Source organism: Planococcus chinensis, from assembly GCF_042681545.1.
GTDB lineage: Bacteria > Bacillota > Bacilli > Bacillales_A > Planococcaceae > Planococcus > Planococcus chinensis.
Window position 1 is genome coordinate 1 of the sequence record NZ_JBHUFW010000007.1, and the last position, 17,599, is coordinate 17,599.

At 50.4% G+C, this 17,599-nt stretch carries 15 protein-coding genes, 17 tRNA genes and 1 rRNA gene; 27 read left to right on the forward strand and 6 right to left on the reverse strand.

Going from position 1 to position 17,599, the window contains the following annotated elements; translation table 11 throughout:
* The 22 genes from rrf to ACFSDB_RS09985 form a co-directional block, all read left to right on the forward strand.
* Nucleotides 1-84, forward strand: a 5S ribosomal RNA gene (gene rrf / locus ACFSDB_RS09880); the annotation flags it as partial.
* A gap of 13 nt (nucleotides 85-97) precedes the next feature.
* Nucleotides 98-172: transfer RNA gene (locus ACFSDB_RS09885), tRNA-Asn, on the forward strand.
* Between the two features lie 7 nt (nucleotides 173-179).
* Nucleotides 180-269, forward strand: a tRNA-Ser gene (locus tag ACFSDB_RS09890).
* Nucleotides 270-292: 23 nt separating this feature from the next.
* A tRNA-Glu gene (locus ACFSDB_RS09895) sits at nucleotides 293-367 on the forward strand.
* A gap of 10 nt (nucleotides 368-377) precedes the next feature.
* Nucleotides 378-453: transfer RNA gene (locus tag ACFSDB_RS09900), tRNA-Val, on the forward strand.
* A 110-nt stretch (nucleotides 454-563) separates the two neighbouring features.
* A tRNA-Met gene (locus ACFSDB_RS09905) sits at nucleotides 564-640 on the forward strand.
* A gap of 3 nt (nucleotides 641-643) precedes the next feature.
* Nucleotides 644-719 (forward strand) — tRNA-Asp (locus ACFSDB_RS09910).
* A 13-nt stretch (nucleotides 720-732) separates the two neighbouring features.
* A tRNA-Phe gene (locus tag ACFSDB_RS09915) sits at nucleotides 733-808 on the forward strand.
* Nucleotides 809-828: 20 nt separating this feature from the next.
* A tRNA-Thr gene (locus tag ACFSDB_RS09920) sits at nucleotides 829-904 on the forward strand.
* 3 nt (nucleotides 905-907) lie between these two features.
* A tRNA-Tyr gene (locus ACFSDB_RS09925) sits at nucleotides 908-991 on the forward strand.
* 5 nt (nucleotides 992-996) lie between these two features.
* Nucleotides 997-1,070 (forward strand) — tRNA-Trp (locus ACFSDB_RS09930).
* Nucleotides 1,071-1,090: 20 nt separating this feature from the next.
* A tRNA-His gene (locus ACFSDB_RS09935) sits at nucleotides 1,091-1,166 on the forward strand.
* Nucleotides 1,167-1,209: 43 nt separating this feature from the next.
* Nucleotides 1,210-1,285 (forward strand) — tRNA-His (locus ACFSDB_RS09940).
* Nucleotides 1,286-1,294: 9 nt separating this feature from the next.
* Nucleotides 1,295-1,366, forward strand: a tRNA-Gln gene (locus ACFSDB_RS09945).
* A 5-nt stretch (nucleotides 1,367-1,371) separates the two neighbouring features.
* A tRNA-Gly gene (locus ACFSDB_RS09950) sits at nucleotides 1,372-1,446 on the forward strand.
* A gap of 6 nt (nucleotides 1,447-1,452) precedes the next feature.
* A tRNA-Cys gene (locus tag ACFSDB_RS09955) sits at nucleotides 1,453-1,526 on the forward strand.
* Between the two features lie 9 nt (nucleotides 1,527-1,535).
* Nucleotides 1,536-1,619, forward strand: a tRNA-Leu gene (locus ACFSDB_RS09960).
* Between the two features lie 234 nt (nucleotides 1,620-1,853).
* Nucleotides 1,854-2,471, forward strand: a complete 618-nt coding sequence (locus ACFSDB_RS09965; RefSeq protein ID WP_204892936.1) for a DUF47 domain-containing protein — start codon at nucleotides 1,854-1,856, stop codon at nucleotides 2,469-2,471.
* A 15-nt stretch (nucleotides 2,472-2,486) separates the two neighbouring features.
* Nucleotides 2,487-3,485, forward strand: a complete 999-nt coding sequence (locus ACFSDB_RS09970) for an inorganic phosphate transporter (protein ID WP_204892937.1) — start codon at nucleotides 2,487-2,489, stop codon at nucleotides 3,483-3,485.
* Nucleotides 3,486-3,602: 117 nt separating this feature from the next.
* Nucleotides 3,603-3,686: transfer RNA gene (locus ACFSDB_RS09975), tRNA-Leu, on the forward strand.
* A gap of 219 nt (nucleotides 3,687-3,905) precedes the next feature.
* Nucleotides 3,906-4,286: a VOC family protein gene (locus tag ACFSDB_RS09980; RefSeq protein ID WP_204892938.1), complete on the forward strand. Its 381-nt coding sequence runs from the start codon at nucleotides 3,906-3,908 to the stop codon at nucleotides 4,284-4,286.
* A gap of 126 nt (nucleotides 4,287-4,412) precedes the next feature.
* The gene (locus ACFSDB_RS09985; protein WP_204892939.1) at nucleotides 4,413-7,088 is read left to right on the forward strand and encodes a cation-transporting P-type ATPase; all 2,676 of its coding nucleotides are present in this window, start codon (nucleotides 4,413-4,415) and stop codon (nucleotides 7,086-7,088) included.
* 130 nt (nucleotides 7,089-7,218) lie between these two features.
* On the opposite strand, the gene ACFSDB_RS09990 is transcribed toward ACFSDB_RS09985, so the two are convergent.
* Nucleotides 7,219-7,746: a hypothetical protein gene (locus ACFSDB_RS09990; RefSeq protein ID WP_204892940.1), complete on the reverse strand. Its 528-nt coding sequence runs from the start codon at nucleotides 7,744-7,746 to the stop codon at nucleotides 7,219-7,221.
* A 241-nt stretch (nucleotides 7,747-7,987) separates the two neighbouring features.
* On the opposite strand from ACFSDB_RS09990, the gene ACFSDB_RS09995 reads away from it, so the two are divergent.
* Nucleotides 7,988-9,037, forward strand: coding sequence for a C45 family autoproteolytic acyltransferase/hydolase (locus tag ACFSDB_RS09995; protein WP_204892941.1), 1,050 nt, complete (start codon nucleotides 7,988-7,990; stop codon nucleotides 9,035-9,037).
* A gap of 26 nt (nucleotides 9,038-9,063) precedes the next feature.
* Here ACFSDB_RS09995 and ACFSDB_RS10000 read toward each other — a convergent pair whose 3' ends face one another.
* Both ACFSDB_RS10000 and ACFSDB_RS10005 read right to left on the reverse strand, forming a co-directional pair.
* On the reverse strand, nucleotides 9,064-10,134 hold the full coding sequence (locus tag ACFSDB_RS10000; protein ID WP_204892942.1) for a C45 family autoproteolytic acyltransferase/hydolase: 1,071 nt from the start codon (nucleotides 10,132-10,134) through the stop codon (nucleotides 9,064-9,066).
* A 91-nt stretch (nucleotides 10,135-10,225) separates the two neighbouring features.
* Nucleotides 10,226-10,888: a B3/B4 domain-containing protein gene (locus tag ACFSDB_RS10005; RefSeq protein WP_204892943.1), complete on the reverse strand. Its 663-nt coding sequence runs from the start codon at nucleotides 10,886-10,888 to the stop codon at nucleotides 10,226-10,228.
* A 67-nt stretch (nucleotides 10,889-10,955) separates the two neighbouring features.
* Between ACFSDB_RS10005 and queG the strand changes: the two genes are divergently transcribed.
* The 3 genes from queG to ACFSDB_RS10020 all read left to right on the forward strand — a co-directional run bounded on the left by queG (nucleotide 10,956) and on the right by ACFSDB_RS10020 (nucleotide 13,252).
* Nucleotides 10,956-12,101 (forward strand): tRNA epoxyqueuosine(34) reductase QueG, encoded by a 1,146-nt coding sequence (gene queG, locus ACFSDB_RS10010; protein WP_204892944.1) that lies wholly within the window; start codon nucleotides 10,956-10,958, stop codon nucleotides 12,099-12,101.
* Nucleotides 12,102-12,110: 9 nt separating this feature from the next.
* Nucleotides 12,111-12,584 (forward strand): tRNA (uridine(34)/cytosine(34)/5-carboxymethylaminomethyluridine(34)-2'-O)-methyltransferase TrmL, encoded by a 474-nt coding sequence (gene trmL, locus ACFSDB_RS10015; protein ID WP_204892945.1) that lies wholly within the window; start codon nucleotides 12,111-12,113, stop codon nucleotides 12,582-12,584.
* Between the two features lie 341 nt (nucleotides 12,585-12,925).
* Complete coding sequence (locus tag ACFSDB_RS10020; protein WP_377339961.1) at nucleotides 12,926-13,252, forward strand: hypothetical protein; 327 nt, start codon at nucleotides 12,926-12,928, stop codon at nucleotides 13,250-13,252.
* 60 nt (nucleotides 13,253-13,312) lie between these two features.
* Here the strand turns inward: ACFSDB_RS10020 and ACFSDB_RS10025 are convergent, their stop codons facing one another.
* Complete coding sequence (locus ACFSDB_RS10025) at nucleotides 13,313-13,789, reverse strand: putative immunity protein (RefSeq protein ID WP_204892946.1); 477 nt, start codon at nucleotides 13,787-13,789, stop codon at nucleotides 13,313-13,315.
* Between the two features lie 89 nt (nucleotides 13,790-13,878).
* Nucleotides 13,879-15,180 (reverse strand): NCS2 family permease, encoded by a 1,302-nt coding sequence (locus ACFSDB_RS10030; RefSeq protein WP_204892947.1) that lies wholly within the window; start codon nucleotides 15,178-15,180, stop codon nucleotides 13,879-13,881.
* Nucleotides 15,181-15,330: 150 nt separating this feature from the next.
* Here ACFSDB_RS10030 and ACFSDB_RS10035 point away from each other — a divergent pair, with 150 nt between their 5' ends.
* Nucleotides 15,331-16,164 carry an aldo/keto reductase gene (locus tag ACFSDB_RS10035; protein ID WP_204892948.1) on the forward strand — a complete coding sequence of 278 codons (834 nt, stop codon included), beginning with the start codon at nucleotides 15,331-15,333 and terminating at the stop codon, nucleotides 16,162-16,164.
* A gap of 572 nt (nucleotides 16,165-16,736) precedes the next feature.
* Here ACFSDB_RS10035 and ACFSDB_RS10040 read toward each other — a convergent pair.
* Entirely contained in the window at nucleotides 16,737-17,582 is an 846-nt protein-coding gene (locus ACFSDB_RS10040; protein WP_204892949.1) for an RluA family pseudouridine synthase, read from the reverse strand.
* Nucleotides 17,583-17,599: the final 17 nt, after the last annotated feature.

Below are 17,599 nucleotides of genomic sequence, written 5' to 3' on the forward strand. Positions count from 1 at the left end.
TCCCATCCCGAACACGGAAGTTAAGCTCTTTTGCGCCGATGGTAGTTGGGGGTTTCCCCCTGTGAGAGTAGGACGTTGCCAGGCTGATCCATATTATTCCGAAGTAGCTCAGTGGTAGAGCACCGCACTGTTAATGCGATGGTCGTAGGTTCGAGTCCTACCTTCGGAGCCATTCTTTTGGAGAGCTGTCCGAGTGGCCGAAGGAGCATGATTGGAAATCATGTAGGCGGGCAACCGTCTCAAGGGTTCGAATCCCTTGCTCTCCGCCAGAATTTAATCTCCAAATATTAATGGCCCCTTGGTCAAGCGGTTAAGACACCGCCCTTTCACGGCGGTAACACGGGTTCGAATCCCGTAGGGGTCACCATTTTCAATACGGAGGATTAGCTCAGCTGGGAGAGCATCTGCCTTACAAGCAGAGGGTCGGCGGTTCGATCCCGTCATCCTCCACCATTTTGGAAAATACATAATCGATTTGATCAGTAGTTTCATATATAATAGAAGGAAGTCATTCCTTCAAGATATATTGCACTCTAAGTGCACAAAATATCATATAACATTGTCGCGGGGTGGAGCAGTTCGGTAGCTCGTTGGGCTCATAACCCAAAGGTCGCAGGTTCAAATCCTGCCCCCGCAACCAAATGGTCCCGTGGTGTAGCGGTTAACATGCCTGCCTGTCACGCAGGAGATCGCCGGTTCGATCCCGGTCGGGACCGCCATTTTTAAAAATGTGGGTCAGTAGCTCAGTTGGTAGAGCATTAGATTGAAGCTCTAAGTGTCGGCGGTTCGATTCCGTCCTGACCCACCATTATTTTTAATAATCTCCATGCCGGAGTAGCTCAACTGGTAGAGCAACTGACTTGTAATCAGTAGGTTGAGGGTTCAAGTCCTTTCTCCGGCACCACTAGGTGGGGTAGCGAAGTGGCTAAACGCGGCGGACTGTAAATCCGCTCCTTCGGGTTCGGCAGTTCGAATCTGCCCCCCACCACCAGTTTTAGGGGCATAGTTTAACGGTAGAACAGAGGTCTCCAAAACCTCCGATGTGGGTTCGATTCCTACTGCCCCTGCCAATTTTAAATTTTATATGATGGCGGTCGTGGCGAAGTGGTTAACGCACCGGATTGTGATTCCGGCACTCGGGGGTTCAATTCCCCTCGTCCGCCCCATACATTAACTTCAACTTGATGCTATAATAAATATAATATCGTGGCGGTCGTGGCGAAGTGGTTAACGCACCGGATTGTGATTCCGGCATTCGGGGGTTCAATTCCCCTCGTCCGCCCCATCTTATTATTGGGGTATAGCCAAGCGGTAAGGCAACGGGTTTTGATCCCGTCATGCCCTGGTTCGAATCCAGGTACCCCAGCTTTTGCGGAAATAGTTCAGTGGTAGAACGCCACCTTGCCAAGGTGGAGGTCGCGAGTTCGAACCTCGTTTTCCGCTCCAATTTTTGGCGGCATAGCCAAGTGGTAAGGCATGGGTCTGCAACACCCTTATCACCGGTTCGAGTCCGGTTGCCGCCTCCATAATAATTTGCCGGCGTGGCGGAATTGGCAGACGCGCGGGACTCAAAATCCCGTTCCTTCACGGGAGTGTCGGTTCGACCCCGACCGCCGGTATCATGAGAAGGGCCTGCCTGCCCTTCACCAAGCTCCAACTTTGACCTTCAAAGTTGGAGCTTTTTCTTATGCAAAAAAAGAAGAATAATGCATTAAACATTTATAGGGAAAGGGAAATATCAGTTTTATTAAGGGATTGTAAATTTGATGTTTAGGGATTGTTAATTCTGCCTCCTATGAGGTATTATTATCTAGCTTAGATTTTATTATATGAGAATAGCGGAGGGAACAAGAATGGCGTTTAAAAAGAAAGATAAATTTGCAGTGCAATTAAGCGATATCGCGTTGAACTTAAAAGAGAGTGCTGCTTATTTTGCCGATTATAAATTGAACTCGATCAGCGATTTGAAGATTTTCTCGAATACGATGAAAGACTTTGAAACCAAAGGGGATACATTCGTCCACGATGTGATCCAGGACTTGAACAAAGCCTTCATCACACCAATTGAGCGCGAAGACATTCTGGCGCTGGCGATGAGCATGGACGATGTATTGGACGGCTTGGACCACACCGCTTCCATGTTTGAAATGTACTCGATCATCAATGCTGATCAATATATGTTGGAGTTTGTCGAAGCGATCCGATTAAGCACAGAAGAGATTGTAGTGGCGGTCGATTTGATGACTTCCAAGAAATTGCTTGCCATGCGGGAGCATGCAATCAAAATCAAAGACTATGAATCTCAATGCGATGTGACGCGTCGCAATGCCATCAAGAACCTGTTTGCGACTGAGAAAGACCCGATCCGCATTATCCAGTATAAAGAGATCTATGAAGAACTAGAGGAAATAGCAGATCACTGCCAGAAAGTGGCTAATACATTTGAATCAATCATCATGAAGAACGCTTAAGGAGCAAAAAGACTAATGGATATGGTACTGCTGTTAACGGTTTTGATTGTCATCTTTGCAATAGTTTTTGACTTTATCAATGGGTTCCATGATACGGCCAACTCTATTGCCACTGCGGTTTCAACGAAAGCGCTGAAGCCAAGGCACGCCATCCTGCTGGCTGCCATCATGAACTTTGTCGGAGCTATGGCTTTCACAGGCGTCGCTAAAACGATCACGAAAGACATCGTGGATCCGTTCACGCTCGAAAATGGAACAATCGTCATTCTGGCAGCGCTATTGGCTGCGATTACATGGAATTTGGTCACATGGTATTATGGAATCCCTAGCAGCTCCTCGCATGCGCTGATCGGATCGATTGTCGGTGCGGTCATTGCAGCAGCAGGCGTCGGCGCACTTAATCTTGGCGGTTTCCTTAAGATACTCCAAGCTTTGATCCTTTCCCCGATCTTGGCTTTTGTAGTGGGGTATATCGTCTACAGCATCGTAAAAGTCGTGTTCAAGAACCACAACTTGACCAAGACCAACAGGAACTTCCGGCTGGTACAGATCGCCACTGCGGCGTTGCAGTCGTTTTCACACGGGACGAACGATGCCCAAAAAGCGATGGGGATCATCACTATGGCACTCATCGTCAACAATTATCAAACTACGGATGACATCCAGCTATGGGTACAGGTTTCCTGTGCGCTCGCTATGGCTCTTGGGACATCAGTCGGCGGCTGGAGAATCATCAAGACAGTCGGGGGCAAAATCATGAAAATCCGGCCGGTCAACGGAGTTGCCGCTGACTTGACCGGAGCCGCTGTTATTTTCGGCGCTACCGCCATCCACTTGCCGGTCAGTACAACGCATGTTATTTCATCTTCGATCATGGGAGTGGGAGCTGCGCACAGACTGAAAGGCGTGAAATGGGGAACAGCCCAGACCATGCTGATTACGTGGATCATTACCTTGCCGATTTCTGCAATGATTGCTGGACTGATCTATATGGTTTTAAATCTTTTCATGTAAGGGAGAGCTGCCATCGTTTCTGTATAGAGGCGATGGCGTTTGTAATTATTATTTTAAAAAAGTAGTGGCGCACTTTCTTTTTCAATGCTATAATAATAATTGTCCTTTTAGGAATAGGCCGGCGTGGCGGAATTGGCAGACGCGCGGGACTCAAAATCCCGTTCCTTCACCGGAGTGTCGGTTCGACCCCGACCGCCGGTATACTTTTCATCGCATGCCAAACGATGAAACTAAAGCTGATGATTTGAGATCTTCTCAAACCATCGGCTTTTTTTATTGAAAAATAATCGTTTAAATAGAGCTGCCGGACGTTATCCATCGATCAGTTAAATCTTATAAGAACGCTTTACGAAGGAAAGGTTTATCCCCATCGATGTCGAAGTGTTAAGTACTGCCGTAAGGTGAAAAGGAGTGCTGCAAATGGAGATCAACCGGTTGGACCATCTTGTATTGACCGTCAAGGATATCAGGGAAACTTGTGAATTTTATCGCCGGGTATTGGGAATGCGAATCGAAACTTTCGGAGAGGATAGAAAAGCATTGCGCTTCGGAAACCAAAAAATCAATCTTCACAAAGCCGGGAAAGAATTTGAACCGAAAGCGTCTGCTCCTGTGCCGGGAAGTGCAGACTTATGCTTTATCACTGAAGTTCCTATGCCGGAAGTCATCAAACACCTGGCGAAATGCCACACTGCAATAGAAGAGGGGCCGATCGAGCGGACGGGTGCTGTCGGCTCGATTCTGTCGGTGTATATCCGGGATCCGGATGGAAACTTGCTCGAGCTATCCAATTATCAATGAAGTGTTTCTGGCAGCCCCCATTGCGAAACCTACGTAAAACCGCTGCTCATAAAATGCTTCGTGGTATACTAATCAAAATTGTCCGTCAGTGAAGCTAGAATGAGATGCGGGGAGGGCAAGTCTAAGATGAAATGGTACAGTCATGAAATCGCAGACGTCCTTGAGGAATTGGCAGCCGATCCGTCCATGGGTTTATCCGAGGAGGAGGCGGCTGGGAGATTGGCCACGTGGGGCAGGAATGAACTGCCAGAGGCAAAGAACGATTCGCCTATCGTCAAGTTTTTTAAGCATTTCCACGATGTGTTGATCTATGTCTTGCTTGTTGCGGCAGTCATCACGTTTATCCTGCAGCATTATATTGATACGGGCGTTATATTGGCAGTGGTGGTCATAAATGCAGCCATCGGCTTTATCCAGGAGAATCGGGCAGAAAAGGCACTGGAAGGGATCCGCAAAATGCTATCGGTCAAAGCGGTTGTCCTGCGTTCGGGAAAGCGTACCAGCATCCAGGCAGCGGATCTGGTGCCGGGCGATATCGCCTATCTGAGAGCGGGGGATAAAGTGCCGGCTGATCTGCGATTGTTTGATGCAGTGAATCTGCAGATTGAAGAATCTTCTTTAACCGGAGAATCGGATGCTGTCGAAAAGAAGACAGCCTTGCTGCCGGAAGAGACGGTACTTGGCGACAGAGCCAATATGGCATTTGCCGGAACGGCTGTCGCTTCCGGTGCGGGAGCGGGTGTAGTAGTCGCGACAGGAGCGGAGACGGAACTTGGAAAAATCAGCTCTGCGCTCGCCGCGGTTGAGAAGCTGCAGACGCCGTTGCTGAAACAGACTGCCGCCTTCGGCAAATTGGTCTCGATGATCATCGTTCTGAGCGCAGTTGCGCTGTTTTTGATCGGCTATTGGCTTCATGATTATGCAACCGGGGAATTGCTGCTGGCCATCATCGGGCTGACCGTAGCGATGATTCCTGAAGGGCTGCCGGCGATACTATCAATTATCTTGGCTCTTGGTGTGCAGACCATGGCCGGAAAAAATGCCATTGTCCGTAATCTGCCTTCAGTCGAAACGCTTGGAGCGGTGACCGTCATCTGTTCAGATAAAACTGGTACATTAACGAAAAATGAAATGACCGTCAAATCTGTAATACTCGAAAGCGAAGAGTTTGATGTCGGTGGAGTCGGCTATTCCCCGGAAGGGGCGATTCAGAAAAATGGCCGGAATGTTTCGGTGCAGGACCAGCCTATGCTCGAACGTTTCCTGATCTGCGTCAAGACGCTGAACGACTCACATTTGTACAAAGAAGGGGACAGTTGGAAAGTCAGCGGCGGTGCGACTGAGGGATGCCTGCTGACGCTTGCGGAAAAGGCCGATAAAGAAATTGAAATCTACCCCTTGGCCTCCAAAATACCGTTCGACTCTTCCTATAAATATATGGCAGCGCTGGTCAGGGAAGGCAGCCAAAAATGGATTTATGTGAAAGGCGCACCGGAACGGCTGCTGGAAATGATCCCTTCCGCTGAAAGGGGCTATTGGGAAGAAAAGATTCTGGATCACGCGGTACGTGGGGAGCGGCTGTTGGCAGCAGCGGTAAAGCCGGTTCCCAGCGGCGTTGAATCGATCGGGCACAGCGACTTGCAAAGCGGCTTCACCCTTCTGGGAATGGTCGGCATTATCGATCCGCCGCGCGATGAAGTGATTGAGTCGATTGCCCAATGCAAAACGGCCGGTATCCGGGTCAAGATGATCACAGGCGACCATAAAGAAACTGCTGTAGCAATCGGTTCAAAATTGGGCATTGGAGTTGGCCTGAAAGCGATTGAAGGCCGCGAATTGGAAACGATGGATGACGAAGCATTGGCACAGGCAGTGAACGATTTCGATATTTTCGCCCGCACTAGCCCGGCCGACAAATTGCGGCTGGTGGAAGCGCTGCAAAAACAGGGGCATATTTGCGCGATGACAGGGGATGGGGTGAACGATGCCCCGGCATTGAAGCGCGCGGATATCGGCATTGCAATGGGTATAAAAGGGACGGAAGTATCAAAAGAAGCTGCTGAGATGGTGCTGGTCGATGATAATTTCAATACCATTGTCAATGCTGTGAAAGAAGGCCGGCGAGTATACGACAACTTGAAGAAGACGATTCTATTTATATTGCCGACCAATGTATCGGAAGGCATGTTGATCTTTGTCAGCATTCTTCTTGGGGCGACCATCCCGCTGACGCCCGTGCAAATCCTGTGGGTCAATATGATTACGGCGGTAACGATTTCACTGGCGATCGCGTTTGAAAAACTTGAGCCCGGCACGATGGAGCGGCCGCCGCGAAAAGCCGGCAGCCGATTGCTAAGCGGATATTCGATGTTCCGGATTGCCTTTGTCTCGATTTTAATATGCGGCGGCATCCTGTGGATGAATACCGTATTTACAGCAAGGAATTACGATGCAGGTACATTGCAGACCATGACGCTGCAGGCCCTCGTCCTCTCGCAGCTTTTTTACCTTTTCAATTGCCGGAACGAAAGCCGGTTTGCCTTGAACCGCGACTTCTTTTCCAATAAAGCGGCATTTTTTGTCTCGGGCCTGCTCATCATCATACAGCTCGGGGTCACTTATGTGCCTTTTATGAACGTCATCCTTGCGACAGAACCGATCGGCCTCAGCAATTGGATATGGCCGCTTTTGATCGGACTCAGCGTCTTTATCCTTGTGGAAATTGAAAAATGGATAGTGAATCGGGTAATGGGGAATCGCTTGGAAAGGAAAAGCGAAAAGGGAGACAAAGGCGGACGGTAATATGCAGGGCGTGCAGCCGCTTTCCATGGCAAACCGGGACAGGGCAATGCAAGGCCACAGAAAAGCCGGTGCAAAAGGATTTCCTTTTGCACCGGCTTTTTTTGCTGTTAGTGTCCTTGCATCCATTCGGTTATTTAGCGTATTTGCAGCTCACGCGTTCGTTTTCTGGTTCAAACATGCCGTCTGGATTCTTTTTGAACAACCAGGCATGCAAGTCGTAATGTTTGCCTGGAGAGCCATCATGGTTTGCCATCGGCCCTTGGAATTTTTGCTTGAAGAGATAAGGTGTTTTGTTTGTTTCTTCAGCCGGCACATACCATTCTGCTGCAACCAGTTTATAGCTGCCGTCTTTCATTGGCTCATAAACCAGAATTTCCGGTCTAGTGATGGAAAGTTTCGCATCATCGACCCGGTTCGGCTTGATCAAGTGGATGCCCATTTTCGGTACGCAGGCGCCAGGCATCAATCCGGTAAACCCTTCATCCAGTGCGACGTCGATGTCCCGGTATTTCTTCAAGGCTTTTTTGCTGATCATCAATTCCTCCCGTACGCTGAATTTGTCATCGTCTTTGTCATGATGGTGCGGATGGGCGCTCACTGTGGACATGGCAGACAGGCTCAGAAATGCAATCATCAGGGCAACGAGAAACTTCTTCATTACTGCTTCCTCCTTGTTGCTTATTTGCGTTATGTATTATTTATTTGATTTATCCAAAGCTAATTATATACCTTTTCTTAAGGAACACAAGAGTTTAATCTGAATAATTAGAATATTTTTTCGGGACAGAAAACTTGGTGAAAAACCCTTTATCAACCCGTTTTCCTGTCTTCTCCATGCGGTTGATTGCTATAATGGTTGAATATCAAAAGTCAGTGGAGACAGATGGAGGAATGAACCCGTGAAACCCATACATAGCGATATTCTGCAGTTCAGGGGAAGCCATTACGATTTCGGTTTGATGCAGGGGCGGCTGCTGAAAGAATCAGTGACGCTTGAAAACCGCAGGAAGCAGTGGAAAAGCAAACGGCCGCGGTTTGTTGTAGACGCGGCGGAAGCACAAGCTGCTTTTAATGCCTATGCGCCAAAAATCTGGGAGGAACTGAAAGGCCTCGAAGATAGCTTGGAGCTTCCGATCGACGAAGTGCTGCGCGATTTTGGCGGCTACCGCATCGATGCTCCGCCGTCGGGTTGTTCCATCGTCAGCGGCGACGATTTTCTGGTGCGCAATTATGATTTCCATCCACAGACCTATGAAGGCAGGTTCTGCTTGTTCCAACCTGAGGAAGGAGCCGCTGTAATCGGGCCCAGCCAGCGGATTCTGGGACGTACGGACGGCATGAACGAGCACGGCCTCGTGATGGGCTATAATTTCATGCACCGGAAAAATCCCGGCGATGGCTTTGTCTGCTATATGATTGGCCGCATCATTCTTGAGACCTGCGCTACCATTGAAGAGGCTGCGGCACTTGTGAAGGATATTCCGCACCGGGGCTCTTTCAGCTATGTAGTGACTGACCGGAGCGGCGAGACGAAAGTTATGGAAGCGACGCCGCGCGAAGTGATGGTGCGGGAGGCGGCTGCATGCACCAACCATTTTGAAATCCAGCAGCATGAAAACCGCAATTATTTGAAAGATTCCTATGAGCGCCTTGCAGTCATCGAAGCGAATCCGGATGATGCATCAGAAGCCTACCGGGCATACCGGCTGTTCAATGACACGGAGCGGGGGCTGTTTTCCAAGCTATATAAAAGCTGGGCCGGGACAATCCATACCGCCGTCTATTTGCCGACCGAACAGGAAGTCTGGTTCGCGCTGGGCGGTGACCAGGAACCGACCGTTTTCAACTTCGGTGAATGGTTGAAAGGGATACCCGTTACTATTGATGCGATTCATGGCGAGCTTGATACGGCAATCGGATTGGCTCATACAGATCGTCTATATACGTAGAAAAACGGCTGGAGCGAGGATTCGCTTCAGCCGTTTTTAGATTGTAGAAGAGACAGATCATCCAGATATGGAAACGGAAAATGCGTATCAATCTGTCCGTTGATCCGTTTGGCAAGAAGGCGTTCGCCTTTCAGCCATTTCTGGAAATCGAACATCAGCGGCAAGCGGTCCGGTCCGATAGCAAAGCCGACTTCCAGGCTATGCGGGAAATAAGAGGCCGTATGCAAGGTGCCGGAAGCCGTGCTGTATTTTGTCGAGAATACACCTTGCTCCGAATCGTTCAACAAGCGGAATGCAGCATAAGCATCATCCGATTTTGTGGAATGGGTGAGCAGCGCTTCTTCACGGCGTTTGGAATCATCGATCTGGTAGCGGTTTTCTTCCGATAGAATTTCAAAATGGTTTGTCGACACCGCCGCTTCCCGGACGATGACGTTGCGGGGCGATGTTTCGACAACAACCGATCTTCCGCTCTTGTCCAAAAGCACATAGCTGAACGAACGGCGGTGCGGCAATTCTTTCAGCAAATCGACAGCTTCTTCGATGGTCGCGCAATGCTCCAGTAGGAGACGCCCGATCATATTGCAGATAAAGCCGTCTGCGGAATTGCGTCGATTGATGAAATTGTAGCCCATAGCTAGCCCTTTTTCATTGAGGCCGTCTGTCCGGCCGGTGATTTGCATGGATGGACCGATGGAGGCATAACCGCCGTCTGTCGGTTCGTACAGGGCGAAGCGGCCCTCATAGCCCTGCGGTGAACTGTCGTAATTGCGGACCAGAAAATCGGAGCGGGCAAGGATCGAACAGCCGCTTCGTGTGTATTCCAGGTAATAGCCGCTGAATTCACGCAGCGCATCGACAAAAGGCCAGTCCAGCGCATCGGCAAGCCCTTCGATTTCCTCAAGGATGCGCGGGGCAAACCGGTCGAGCATCTCGACCCCTTGGGTCTCGTCTATTAGAAGCTGCCGGCTGTTCTGGCTTCGCTGGGTTTTGCGGTTTGGCAAAAGAATAGAATCCCGGAGCAGCTCGCCTTGATGATACCCGAAATCATAATGGCTGCCGCGGAACTGGATAACATCACTGTGCACTTTCTTCATGGAAATCCCTCATTTTTTATCACGATAACAAAATCATACTAAAATAATGAATGCTTGGAAAAGAATATGCCTGCAAAGAAGATTTCGGAAATTAAAGCACGGCGATTTCGGCATTACCGCCATGGATGCCGGTGAACATATTGGCAGCAGCCTGCAATAATTCCAAGGCAGTATCGCGTTCCATAGATGGGCGCAGGTAAAAGATGTGCAATGCGTTTGTTGTCCGGTCGGTGACCGCCGTTCGCCTTGAATCGACATATGGGCTGCCGAATGCGCCTTGATCGTCTTTCGACACCGGAATGTTCGTCAAGGTATTGAGGCGGTTGTTCAACCCTTCAAATTGATCCGCTGGAGTGCCAAGGGCAATCTCCACATTTCCGTCAATCTGGTCGGCGTCGTAGAGTCCGAGTGGAATTTCATACTGCAGCGACAAGAAGCTGTTCATATCGACCGCTGAGTGGATCGAAGGCAAGTAATTCTGCTTCTTGATGCGGCGGAACAGCGCTTCTGCCGAAGGGCGGTAACGGCTTGGATCGGCCCCGAGCGCTTTCCAGATGAGCTGCCATTCCAAAAGGCCCGGGAAGTCCGTAATTTCCTTGTCTTCCAGGTCGAAGAACAATTGCTCCTGGAAAAGCTGCAGGCGGCCTTTTAACATTTGAGGTGAATCGGAAACGGTGATATTGTTATAATGAATAGTTCCTATTTTAAAATCAGGAAGGATTTCTATGATTTTAGGATTGATTGTCAGTTCCATTGCAATCTTCCTTTCAGATGATGGTTTAGGGATATCGTATCATAGTTAAGGAATGTGAGGTTACAACATGAATCTCGATCACTTTCAACAAGAGCTTGTTGCTTATGCCTCGGAGATCGGAATCGATAAGATCGGTTTTGCTTCGGCAGAACCTTTTTATAATTTGCGGCATCAATTGGTGCGCCAGCAGCAACTGAACTACCAGTCGGGTTTTGAAGAGCCGGATGTCGACAAACGCACACAGCCGGCTCTTTTACTGGATGAAGCGGTGAGCATCATCGCCATTGCCATCGCCTATCCGTCAAAAATGACGGATGCGCCGCAGGGGACAAAAGGCGCCCGGCGCGGCATCTTTTCCCGATCGTCCTGGGGAAAGGACTACCACGCCGCACTGAGAGAAAGACTGACACTTTTGGAAGCGTTCATTGCTGGACATTTTCCTGATGCACGCATGCGCTCAATGGTGGATACCGGCGAATTGTCGGACCGGGCGGTGGCAGAACGGGCAGGGATCGGCTGGAGCGCTAAGAACACCTCGATTATTACGCCCGAGTTCGGATCGTACGTCTATTTGGGGGAGATGATTACCAACATCCCGTTCAAATACGATGAGCCGATGGAAGACCAGTGCGGCGACTGCCGCCTGTGCATCGATGTCTGCCCGACCGGTGCCATTGTGGAGGGCGGCCAGCTGAATGCCCAGCGCTGCATTTCGTTTTTGACGCAGACGAAAGGGTTTCTTCCGGACGAGTTCCGGGGCGTCATCGGCAACCGGCTTTACGGCTGCGATACTTGCCAGACGGTGTGCCCGAAAAACAAGCGCAAGGCAAACCGGATCCATGCCGAGTTCGAGCCGGATCCGGAAATTGCGAAACCGCTTTTAGAACCGCTTCTCTCGATTTCCAACCGGGAATTTAAAGAGAAATTCGGCTATGTTTCAGGCTCATGGCGCGGAAAGAAACCGATTCAGCGAAATGCCATCCTGGCACTTGCTCATTTCAAAGAGGAAAGTGCAGTGCCAGCATTGATTCAATTGCTAGAGAGCGATGAACGCCCGGTGATCCGGGGGACGGCCGCGTGGGCCATCGGCAAGATCGGTACAGCCTTAGGACGCATAGCTTTGGAACAGGCACTCGCGGAGGAGAAAGACGAGGAAGTCAGGGAAGAAATCGAAAAAGGATTGGCATTTTTTGCCGAAGAATCGAAAGGATAAGTGACAGATTTGGCTATACACATTGTTTTGTACCAACCGCTGATCCCTGCGAATACAGGGAATATTGCGCGCTCATGCGCAGGAACGGGCGTAAAGCTCCACCTGATCCGGCCGCTCGGCTTTTCCACGGATGATAAGATGTTGAAGCGGGCAGGCCTCGATTATTGGGAGCACGTCGACTTGGCTTATTATGACTCGCTGCAGGAATTGTTTGACCGCTACAAAGAAGGAAACTTCTATTACATTACAAAATTCGGCACGAAGACGTATTCGGATTTTGATTTCTCGGCCATGGAGGACGATCACTTTTTCGTCTTCGGCCAGGAGACGAAGGGACTACCGAAAGAATTGATCGAACAAAACTTGGACCGCTGCCTGCGGATTCCGATGAACGAGCATATCCGTTCACTGAATCTCTCGAATACCGCGGCAATCCTCATGTACGAGGCGCTTCGCCAGCAGGGGTTCCCGGAACTCGTGTGAGAAAAGAAAAAAGGACAGCGCACAGGGCGCTGTCCTTTTTTATACTAATCTTGTTTGTATGTTCCTGGCTTGTCATCGTATCCAGCTGTTAAGATAGCTGACAAGAAGGCTACTGTAACGCCTAGAATAAGGATTAAGTTCATAGTGACAACCTCCTTGGAATTTGCGTCTTTGTTTAGTATAGCGCATGAACGGGAAAAATGAAATATAAGACCGCTTTCAATTATGGCTAAGTTTTGTCTATACAAAACCTGGTCTGTTTTTTTATTGAATACTGAAACTATTGCCGCGGCAATCCGTAGAATAGAGCAAGGACATTTCCAAGAAAGGATGAAGGACCGATGAAGATGAAAGCTTCAATTGCGTTGATGTGGATTACCGGCCTTGCAGAAGCGCTGCTCGCCATTCCGTTTATCGGAGGCGGATTCGTCGTGAGCACAGGCTATGCAGCATTGGGCGTCATGTTCGTGCTTCATGCCGTCACATTGTTTTTCTGTTTCCGGGAGTATTCCCCGAAATCAGGATCCATCCTCGGAATCATCACGAGTTTGGTTGCCTGGTTCCCGCTTATCGGCTGGGCGATGCATTTATTGACAGCGGCTGTGTTGTTGATCACCGCCGGCATGTCGAGCGCAAGAGCGAAACCGACTTCCCAGTACAGAAACTAATCCGGTATTAGGATAATGGAATAAAAAATGCCCGAAGCGCATTCCGCTCCGGGCATTTTCTTATAGTTTAAAGCCTTTCTCTTTTTCGCGCATGGCCTCGAGCACTTGATCGGCAAGGTTGGAGGGCAAATGGCGCAGCTGGCCGAGCTGCCATTCTCTTTCATCGTGCAGCGGTTTACCGGCAAGCTTCAGGGCTTTCAGCGCATAAAGCGGCGCACCTACGGAATGGTCGGCCATATGGGCGGTAGCGACAGCGTGGCCGACTGAACGGGCCGCGGCTGTCGATGCCGGATTGTCCTTTTCCCTCGCGGCAGCATGTGCAGCTACTGCAGCTTTCATGGCGTCACCTGTCGGCACTTCGCCTTGCTCCCATTTTTGGGCTGTATCGAGGGCATGCGCGAGGCGAGGGTCTGCTTCTTCGCCAAGAACCTGCAAAATATGTTCTGCACATACCCGGGCCCAGTGCATCAGCCGCTGGTGGTCCTCCTTCGTCAGCGTGCCGCCCCGATGGACGGCGACAAACCGGATGTCTCTCATGCGTTGCCTCCTCTGCGGCCGTTTGCCTTTTAGGCCATTATATACCGGAAGATAAAAAAGAAGCAGCCGGCCGGGCTGCTTCTTTGCTGTCAATGTGGTGCTATTAGAATCTGGATGGCGAATAATACGGCAAAGATATAAAGAATCGGGTGGACCGCTTTCCATTTGCCTTTGAAAATCTTCATCAATGGATAAGAGATGAAACCGAGCGCAATGCCGGTGGCGATGCTCGAAGTGAGCGGCATGGCCAGAACAATCAAGAATGCCGGGAATGCTTCATCGAATTCCTCCCATTCGATGTGTTTGACGGCACCGATCATCAAACTGCCGACAATGATCAACGCAGGAGCTGTGATAGCGGCCACGCCCGACAAGGATGATACGAGCGGACCGAAAAATGCAGCGATGATGAACAGGATGCCGACAGTCAACGTGGTCAATCCTGTCCGGCCGCCAGCTGCAACACCGGCAGAAGACTCCACGTAGGCGGATGTAGGGCTTGTACCGACCATGGCGCCTGCAGTTGCCGCTACCGAATCGGCCAGAAGGGCCTGTCGCATGCGCGGCATGTGGTTGTCCTTCATTAAGCCGGCTTGCTTGGCGACGCCGATCATCGTTCCGGTCGTATCGAAGAGCGTAACGAGCAGGAACGAGAAGACGACTCCGTAAAGGCCAAATTCAATGACCAGCTGGACTGCTTCGAGCGGATTCCAGACAATGATGCCTTCCGGCAGCGAAGGCAGTTTCATAAAGCCGCTTTCGAATTTCAATTGGCCGGTGAAGAACGCGATGATGCCGGTGGCGATCATTCCGAAAAAGATTCCGCCGTGAATGTTGAGCGACATGAAGATGAGCGTGATCATCAGCCCCACTAATGTCAACAGGACAGGAGGGGAGGTCAAATCGCCCAGACCGACAAGGTTGGATTCGTTTCCGACGATGATGCCGCTGAGGCGCATGCCGATAAATGCGATGAACAATCCGATGCCTGCCGTGATGGCATGCTTCAAGTTTTCAGGAATGGCCTGGATCAAGACTTTGCGCATCGAAGTCATCGACAGCAGAACGAAAATCAGACCGGCGACAAAGACAGCCGAGAAAGCCGTGACATAATCAATAGCGCCGCCCGAACCCAAAACCATTGACGTGAAATAGGCATTCAATCCCATGCCGGGTGCAATGGCGATCGGATAATTGGCGAAAAGCGCCATCCACAGCGTGCCAATCGCGGCAGCGATGATCGTCGCCAGGAAAACTTGGTCGAAAGGAACCCCTGCGGCACCGAGGATGACTGGATTAACGATAACAATGTAGGCCATTGTTAGAAATGTCGTCATGCCGGCAAGAATTTCTGTTTTTACATCTGTGCCGTACTCTTTTAAATGAAACATCTATATACCCCTTTCAAAATCCGAACAATTTAAACAACATTTCATATAATATTCGCTTTTGAAGAGAAATGCAAGGGATTTTGCCAAATTCGTCAAAGTCGAATTTTTAGCGGGATATTTGTACAATAGGAACAGAAAGGATGATGAAAAATGGATTTGACCATCAAATCAACAAAGACCTTACATAACGGAGTGGAGATGCCGCGCTTTGGCCTTGGCGTATTTAAAATGACGGATAAGGAAGCGGCGGTGGAAGCGATGCTGGCAGCCATCAAAGCGGGGTATCCGGCGATCGACACAGCAGCCATCTATGACAATGAACGCGAAGTGGGGGAAGCGGTCCGGGCTTCAGGCGCCAAAAGGGAAGACTTGTTTATCACATCGAAAGTTTGGAACACCGACCAGGGCTATGACAACACCTTGCGGGCATTTGAGGCATCCCTGGAACGCCTTGGGTTCGATTATTTGGATCTGTATTTGACGCATTGGGCGATGCCGGATACATATGAAGAAACCTACCGCGCAATCCAGCGCCTGTATGACGAAAAACTGGTGCGGTCGATTGGCGTATCGAACCACCAGCAGCATCACCTCGAGAAGATTTTAGCCACGGCCCATACTAAACCGATGGTCAACCAGATCGAGCTGCATCCGCAATTGACACAGGAACCGCTCCGCCAGTTCTGTGCAGACAACGAAATTGCGGTGACATCCTGGTCGCCGCTGGCTCGCGGCCGTCTGCTGGACAACCCGGTGCTAGGGAAGATCGGCGAGAATTACGGCAAGTCGATTGCGCAAGTCATCATCCGCTGGCATTTGCAGCACGACTTGATCGTCATTCCGAAATCGATCCAGCCCGAACGCATCCTCGAAAATGCAGACGTCTTCAATTTTGCGTTGACGGCTGAAGAGATGGCGATGATTGACGGCTTGAACCAGGACTGGCGCACAGGAACTCATCCAGATGAAATTCATTTGAAATAAAAAAGAAGTTCCCATTGGGGAACTTCTGAGAATGCATAGTCAAGAATATTTATTTTTCTCGAAAGAATGAACATGTATTTTGACGAAGTTGTACAAGATCCTCCACTTCAGGCGGACGCTTTCCGCGGGCTCGCGCCGAACTAACTCGGACTGGCGTCCGAGTTAGTTCGGCACTTCGCTATCCCGCAGGGAAAACCGGTGCTCCTGCATCGCTTCGCTGCTTCGTCGCAAACAAGTCGGCCGAACTGCCTTCGACCAACTTGCTCGCCGCCTTCCGTTGCGGATCCTGAAGCCGGCGGCTTGTACCCAGCAGATCAAAGCAGGTCAGCGTTCTCACCTTATCTATTTATTATAGGTGACGCTCCCGACCGGGCTGGCCACGAGACTCCTGTGGGAGCAGCGAAGCGACTCGAGCTGAAGACCCTGGACTGAGCGAAGCGAGGGAAGCGGCTGAAGCCGAGCCCACGGAAAGCGACGTGGCCAGCCCGGTCGGGCTTATACTTCTCTATTCAACATAAGAAGACCTTGTCTACAGTCCGAAAAAAGAAGCTCCCATTGGGGAACTTCTTTTTTTATCTGCTGCTATCTTCAACGACAATCTTTTCGCCGGTGAAGGGATGGATGAATGACATGCGGAATGCATGCAGGTGATAGGAACCGTCTTGTGTCGGAGGCCCGTCGTAAAGTTCATCCCCGATGACCGGGTGATTGAGGTGCGAGAGGTGGGCACGGATCTGGTGCGTACGTCCGGTCTCGAGCGTCAAGTGAAGAAGCGACTTGCCTTCCATCTGCCGCAGCACTTTATAATGCGTCACGGCGCTTTGGCCGGACGGGGACACGCGGCGGCGGGTCGGGTGGTGCCGGTCGCGGCCGAGCGCGGCATCGATCGTGCCGGTTTTGTTGGCAACCTTGCCTTTGACGACGGCTTCATATTCACGGACCAGCTGTTTTTGTTCGAGCATGCGGTCGAGGACGTTTTTAGCCACCGGGTGCTTGGCGACCATCAGTAAGCCCGATGTGCCCTGGTCAAGGCGGTGGACATGTTCGCCGTAAGTGCCGCCGTGGCGGACGATATGGCCGAGAATGGCATTGATGAATGTGTCTTTCTGGCCGACCTCGTTCGGATGGGTCGCCATGCCTTTCGGTTTTCGGGCAATGATGAAATGATCGTCTTCAAACAAGATCGGAAGTTCGATTTCATGGTTGGCTTCATAAGGAGAGCTGGCCGGCGGAAGGTCAAATGTCAGCATCGTCCCTTTTGGGAGCGGCTCTTTCCAGATGACTTCCTGCTGTTTATCATTTTTCACGCTTTTGGCCATGCGCATTTCGTGGACCACTTTTTTGCCTAGTCCCCATTCACTGCGCAGCAGCTCTTCGACGGTCATGCCGTCTTCTTGGATTGCATAATTCCATTGCATCATTTTGCCTCCATATG

Coding starts and splice junctions, on each gene's coding strand:
- ACFSDB_RS09970 (WP_204892937.1), top strand. CDS start 2,487: ATGGATATGGTACTGCTGTTAACGGTTTTGATTGTCATCTTTGCAATA.
- ACFSDB_RS09990 (WP_204892940.1), bottom strand. CDS start 7,746: ATGAAGAAGTTTCTCGTTGCCCTGATGATTGCATTTCTGAGCCTGTCT.
- ACFSDB_RS10005 (WP_204892943.1), bottom strand. CDS start 10,888: ATGGAACTGACAATCAATCCTAAAATCATAGAAATCCTTCCTGATTTT.
- ACFSDB_RS09985 (WP_204892939.1), top strand. CDS start 4,413: ATGAAATGGTACAGTCATGAAATCGCAGACGTCCTTGAGGAATTGGCA.
- queG (WP_204892944.1), top strand. CDS start 10,956: ATGAATCTCGATCACTTTCAACAAGAGCTTGTTGCTTATGCCTCGGAG.
- ACFSDB_RS10020 (WP_377339961.1), top strand. CDS start 12,926: ATGAAGATGAAAGCTTCAATTGCGTTGATGTGGATTACCGGCCTTGCA.
- ACFSDB_RS10040 (WP_204892949.1), bottom strand. CDS start 17,582: ATGCAATGGAATTATGCAATCCAAGAAGACGGCATGACCGTCGAAGAG.
- ACFSDB_RS09965 (WP_204892936.1), top strand. CDS start 1,854: ATGGCGTTTAAAAAGAAAGATAAATTTGCAGTGCAATTAAGCGATATC.
- ACFSDB_RS10035 (WP_204892948.1), top strand. CDS start 15,331: ATGGATTTGACCATCAAATCAACAAAGACCTTACATAACGGAGTGGAG.
- ACFSDB_RS10030 (WP_204892947.1), bottom strand. CDS start 15,180: ATGTTTCATTTAAAAGAGTACGGCACAGATGTAAAAACAGAAATTCTT.
- ACFSDB_RS10000 (WP_204892942.1), bottom strand. CDS start 10,134: ATGAAGAAAGTGCACAGTGATGTTATCCAGTTCCGCGGCAGCCATTAT.
- ACFSDB_RS10025 (WP_204892946.1), bottom strand. CDS start 13,789: ATGAGAGACATCCGGTTTGTCGCCGTCCATCGGGGCGGCACGCTGACG.
- ACFSDB_RS09980 (WP_204892938.1), top strand. CDS start 3,906: ATGGAGATCAACCGGTTGGACCATCTTGTATTGACCGTCAAGGATATC.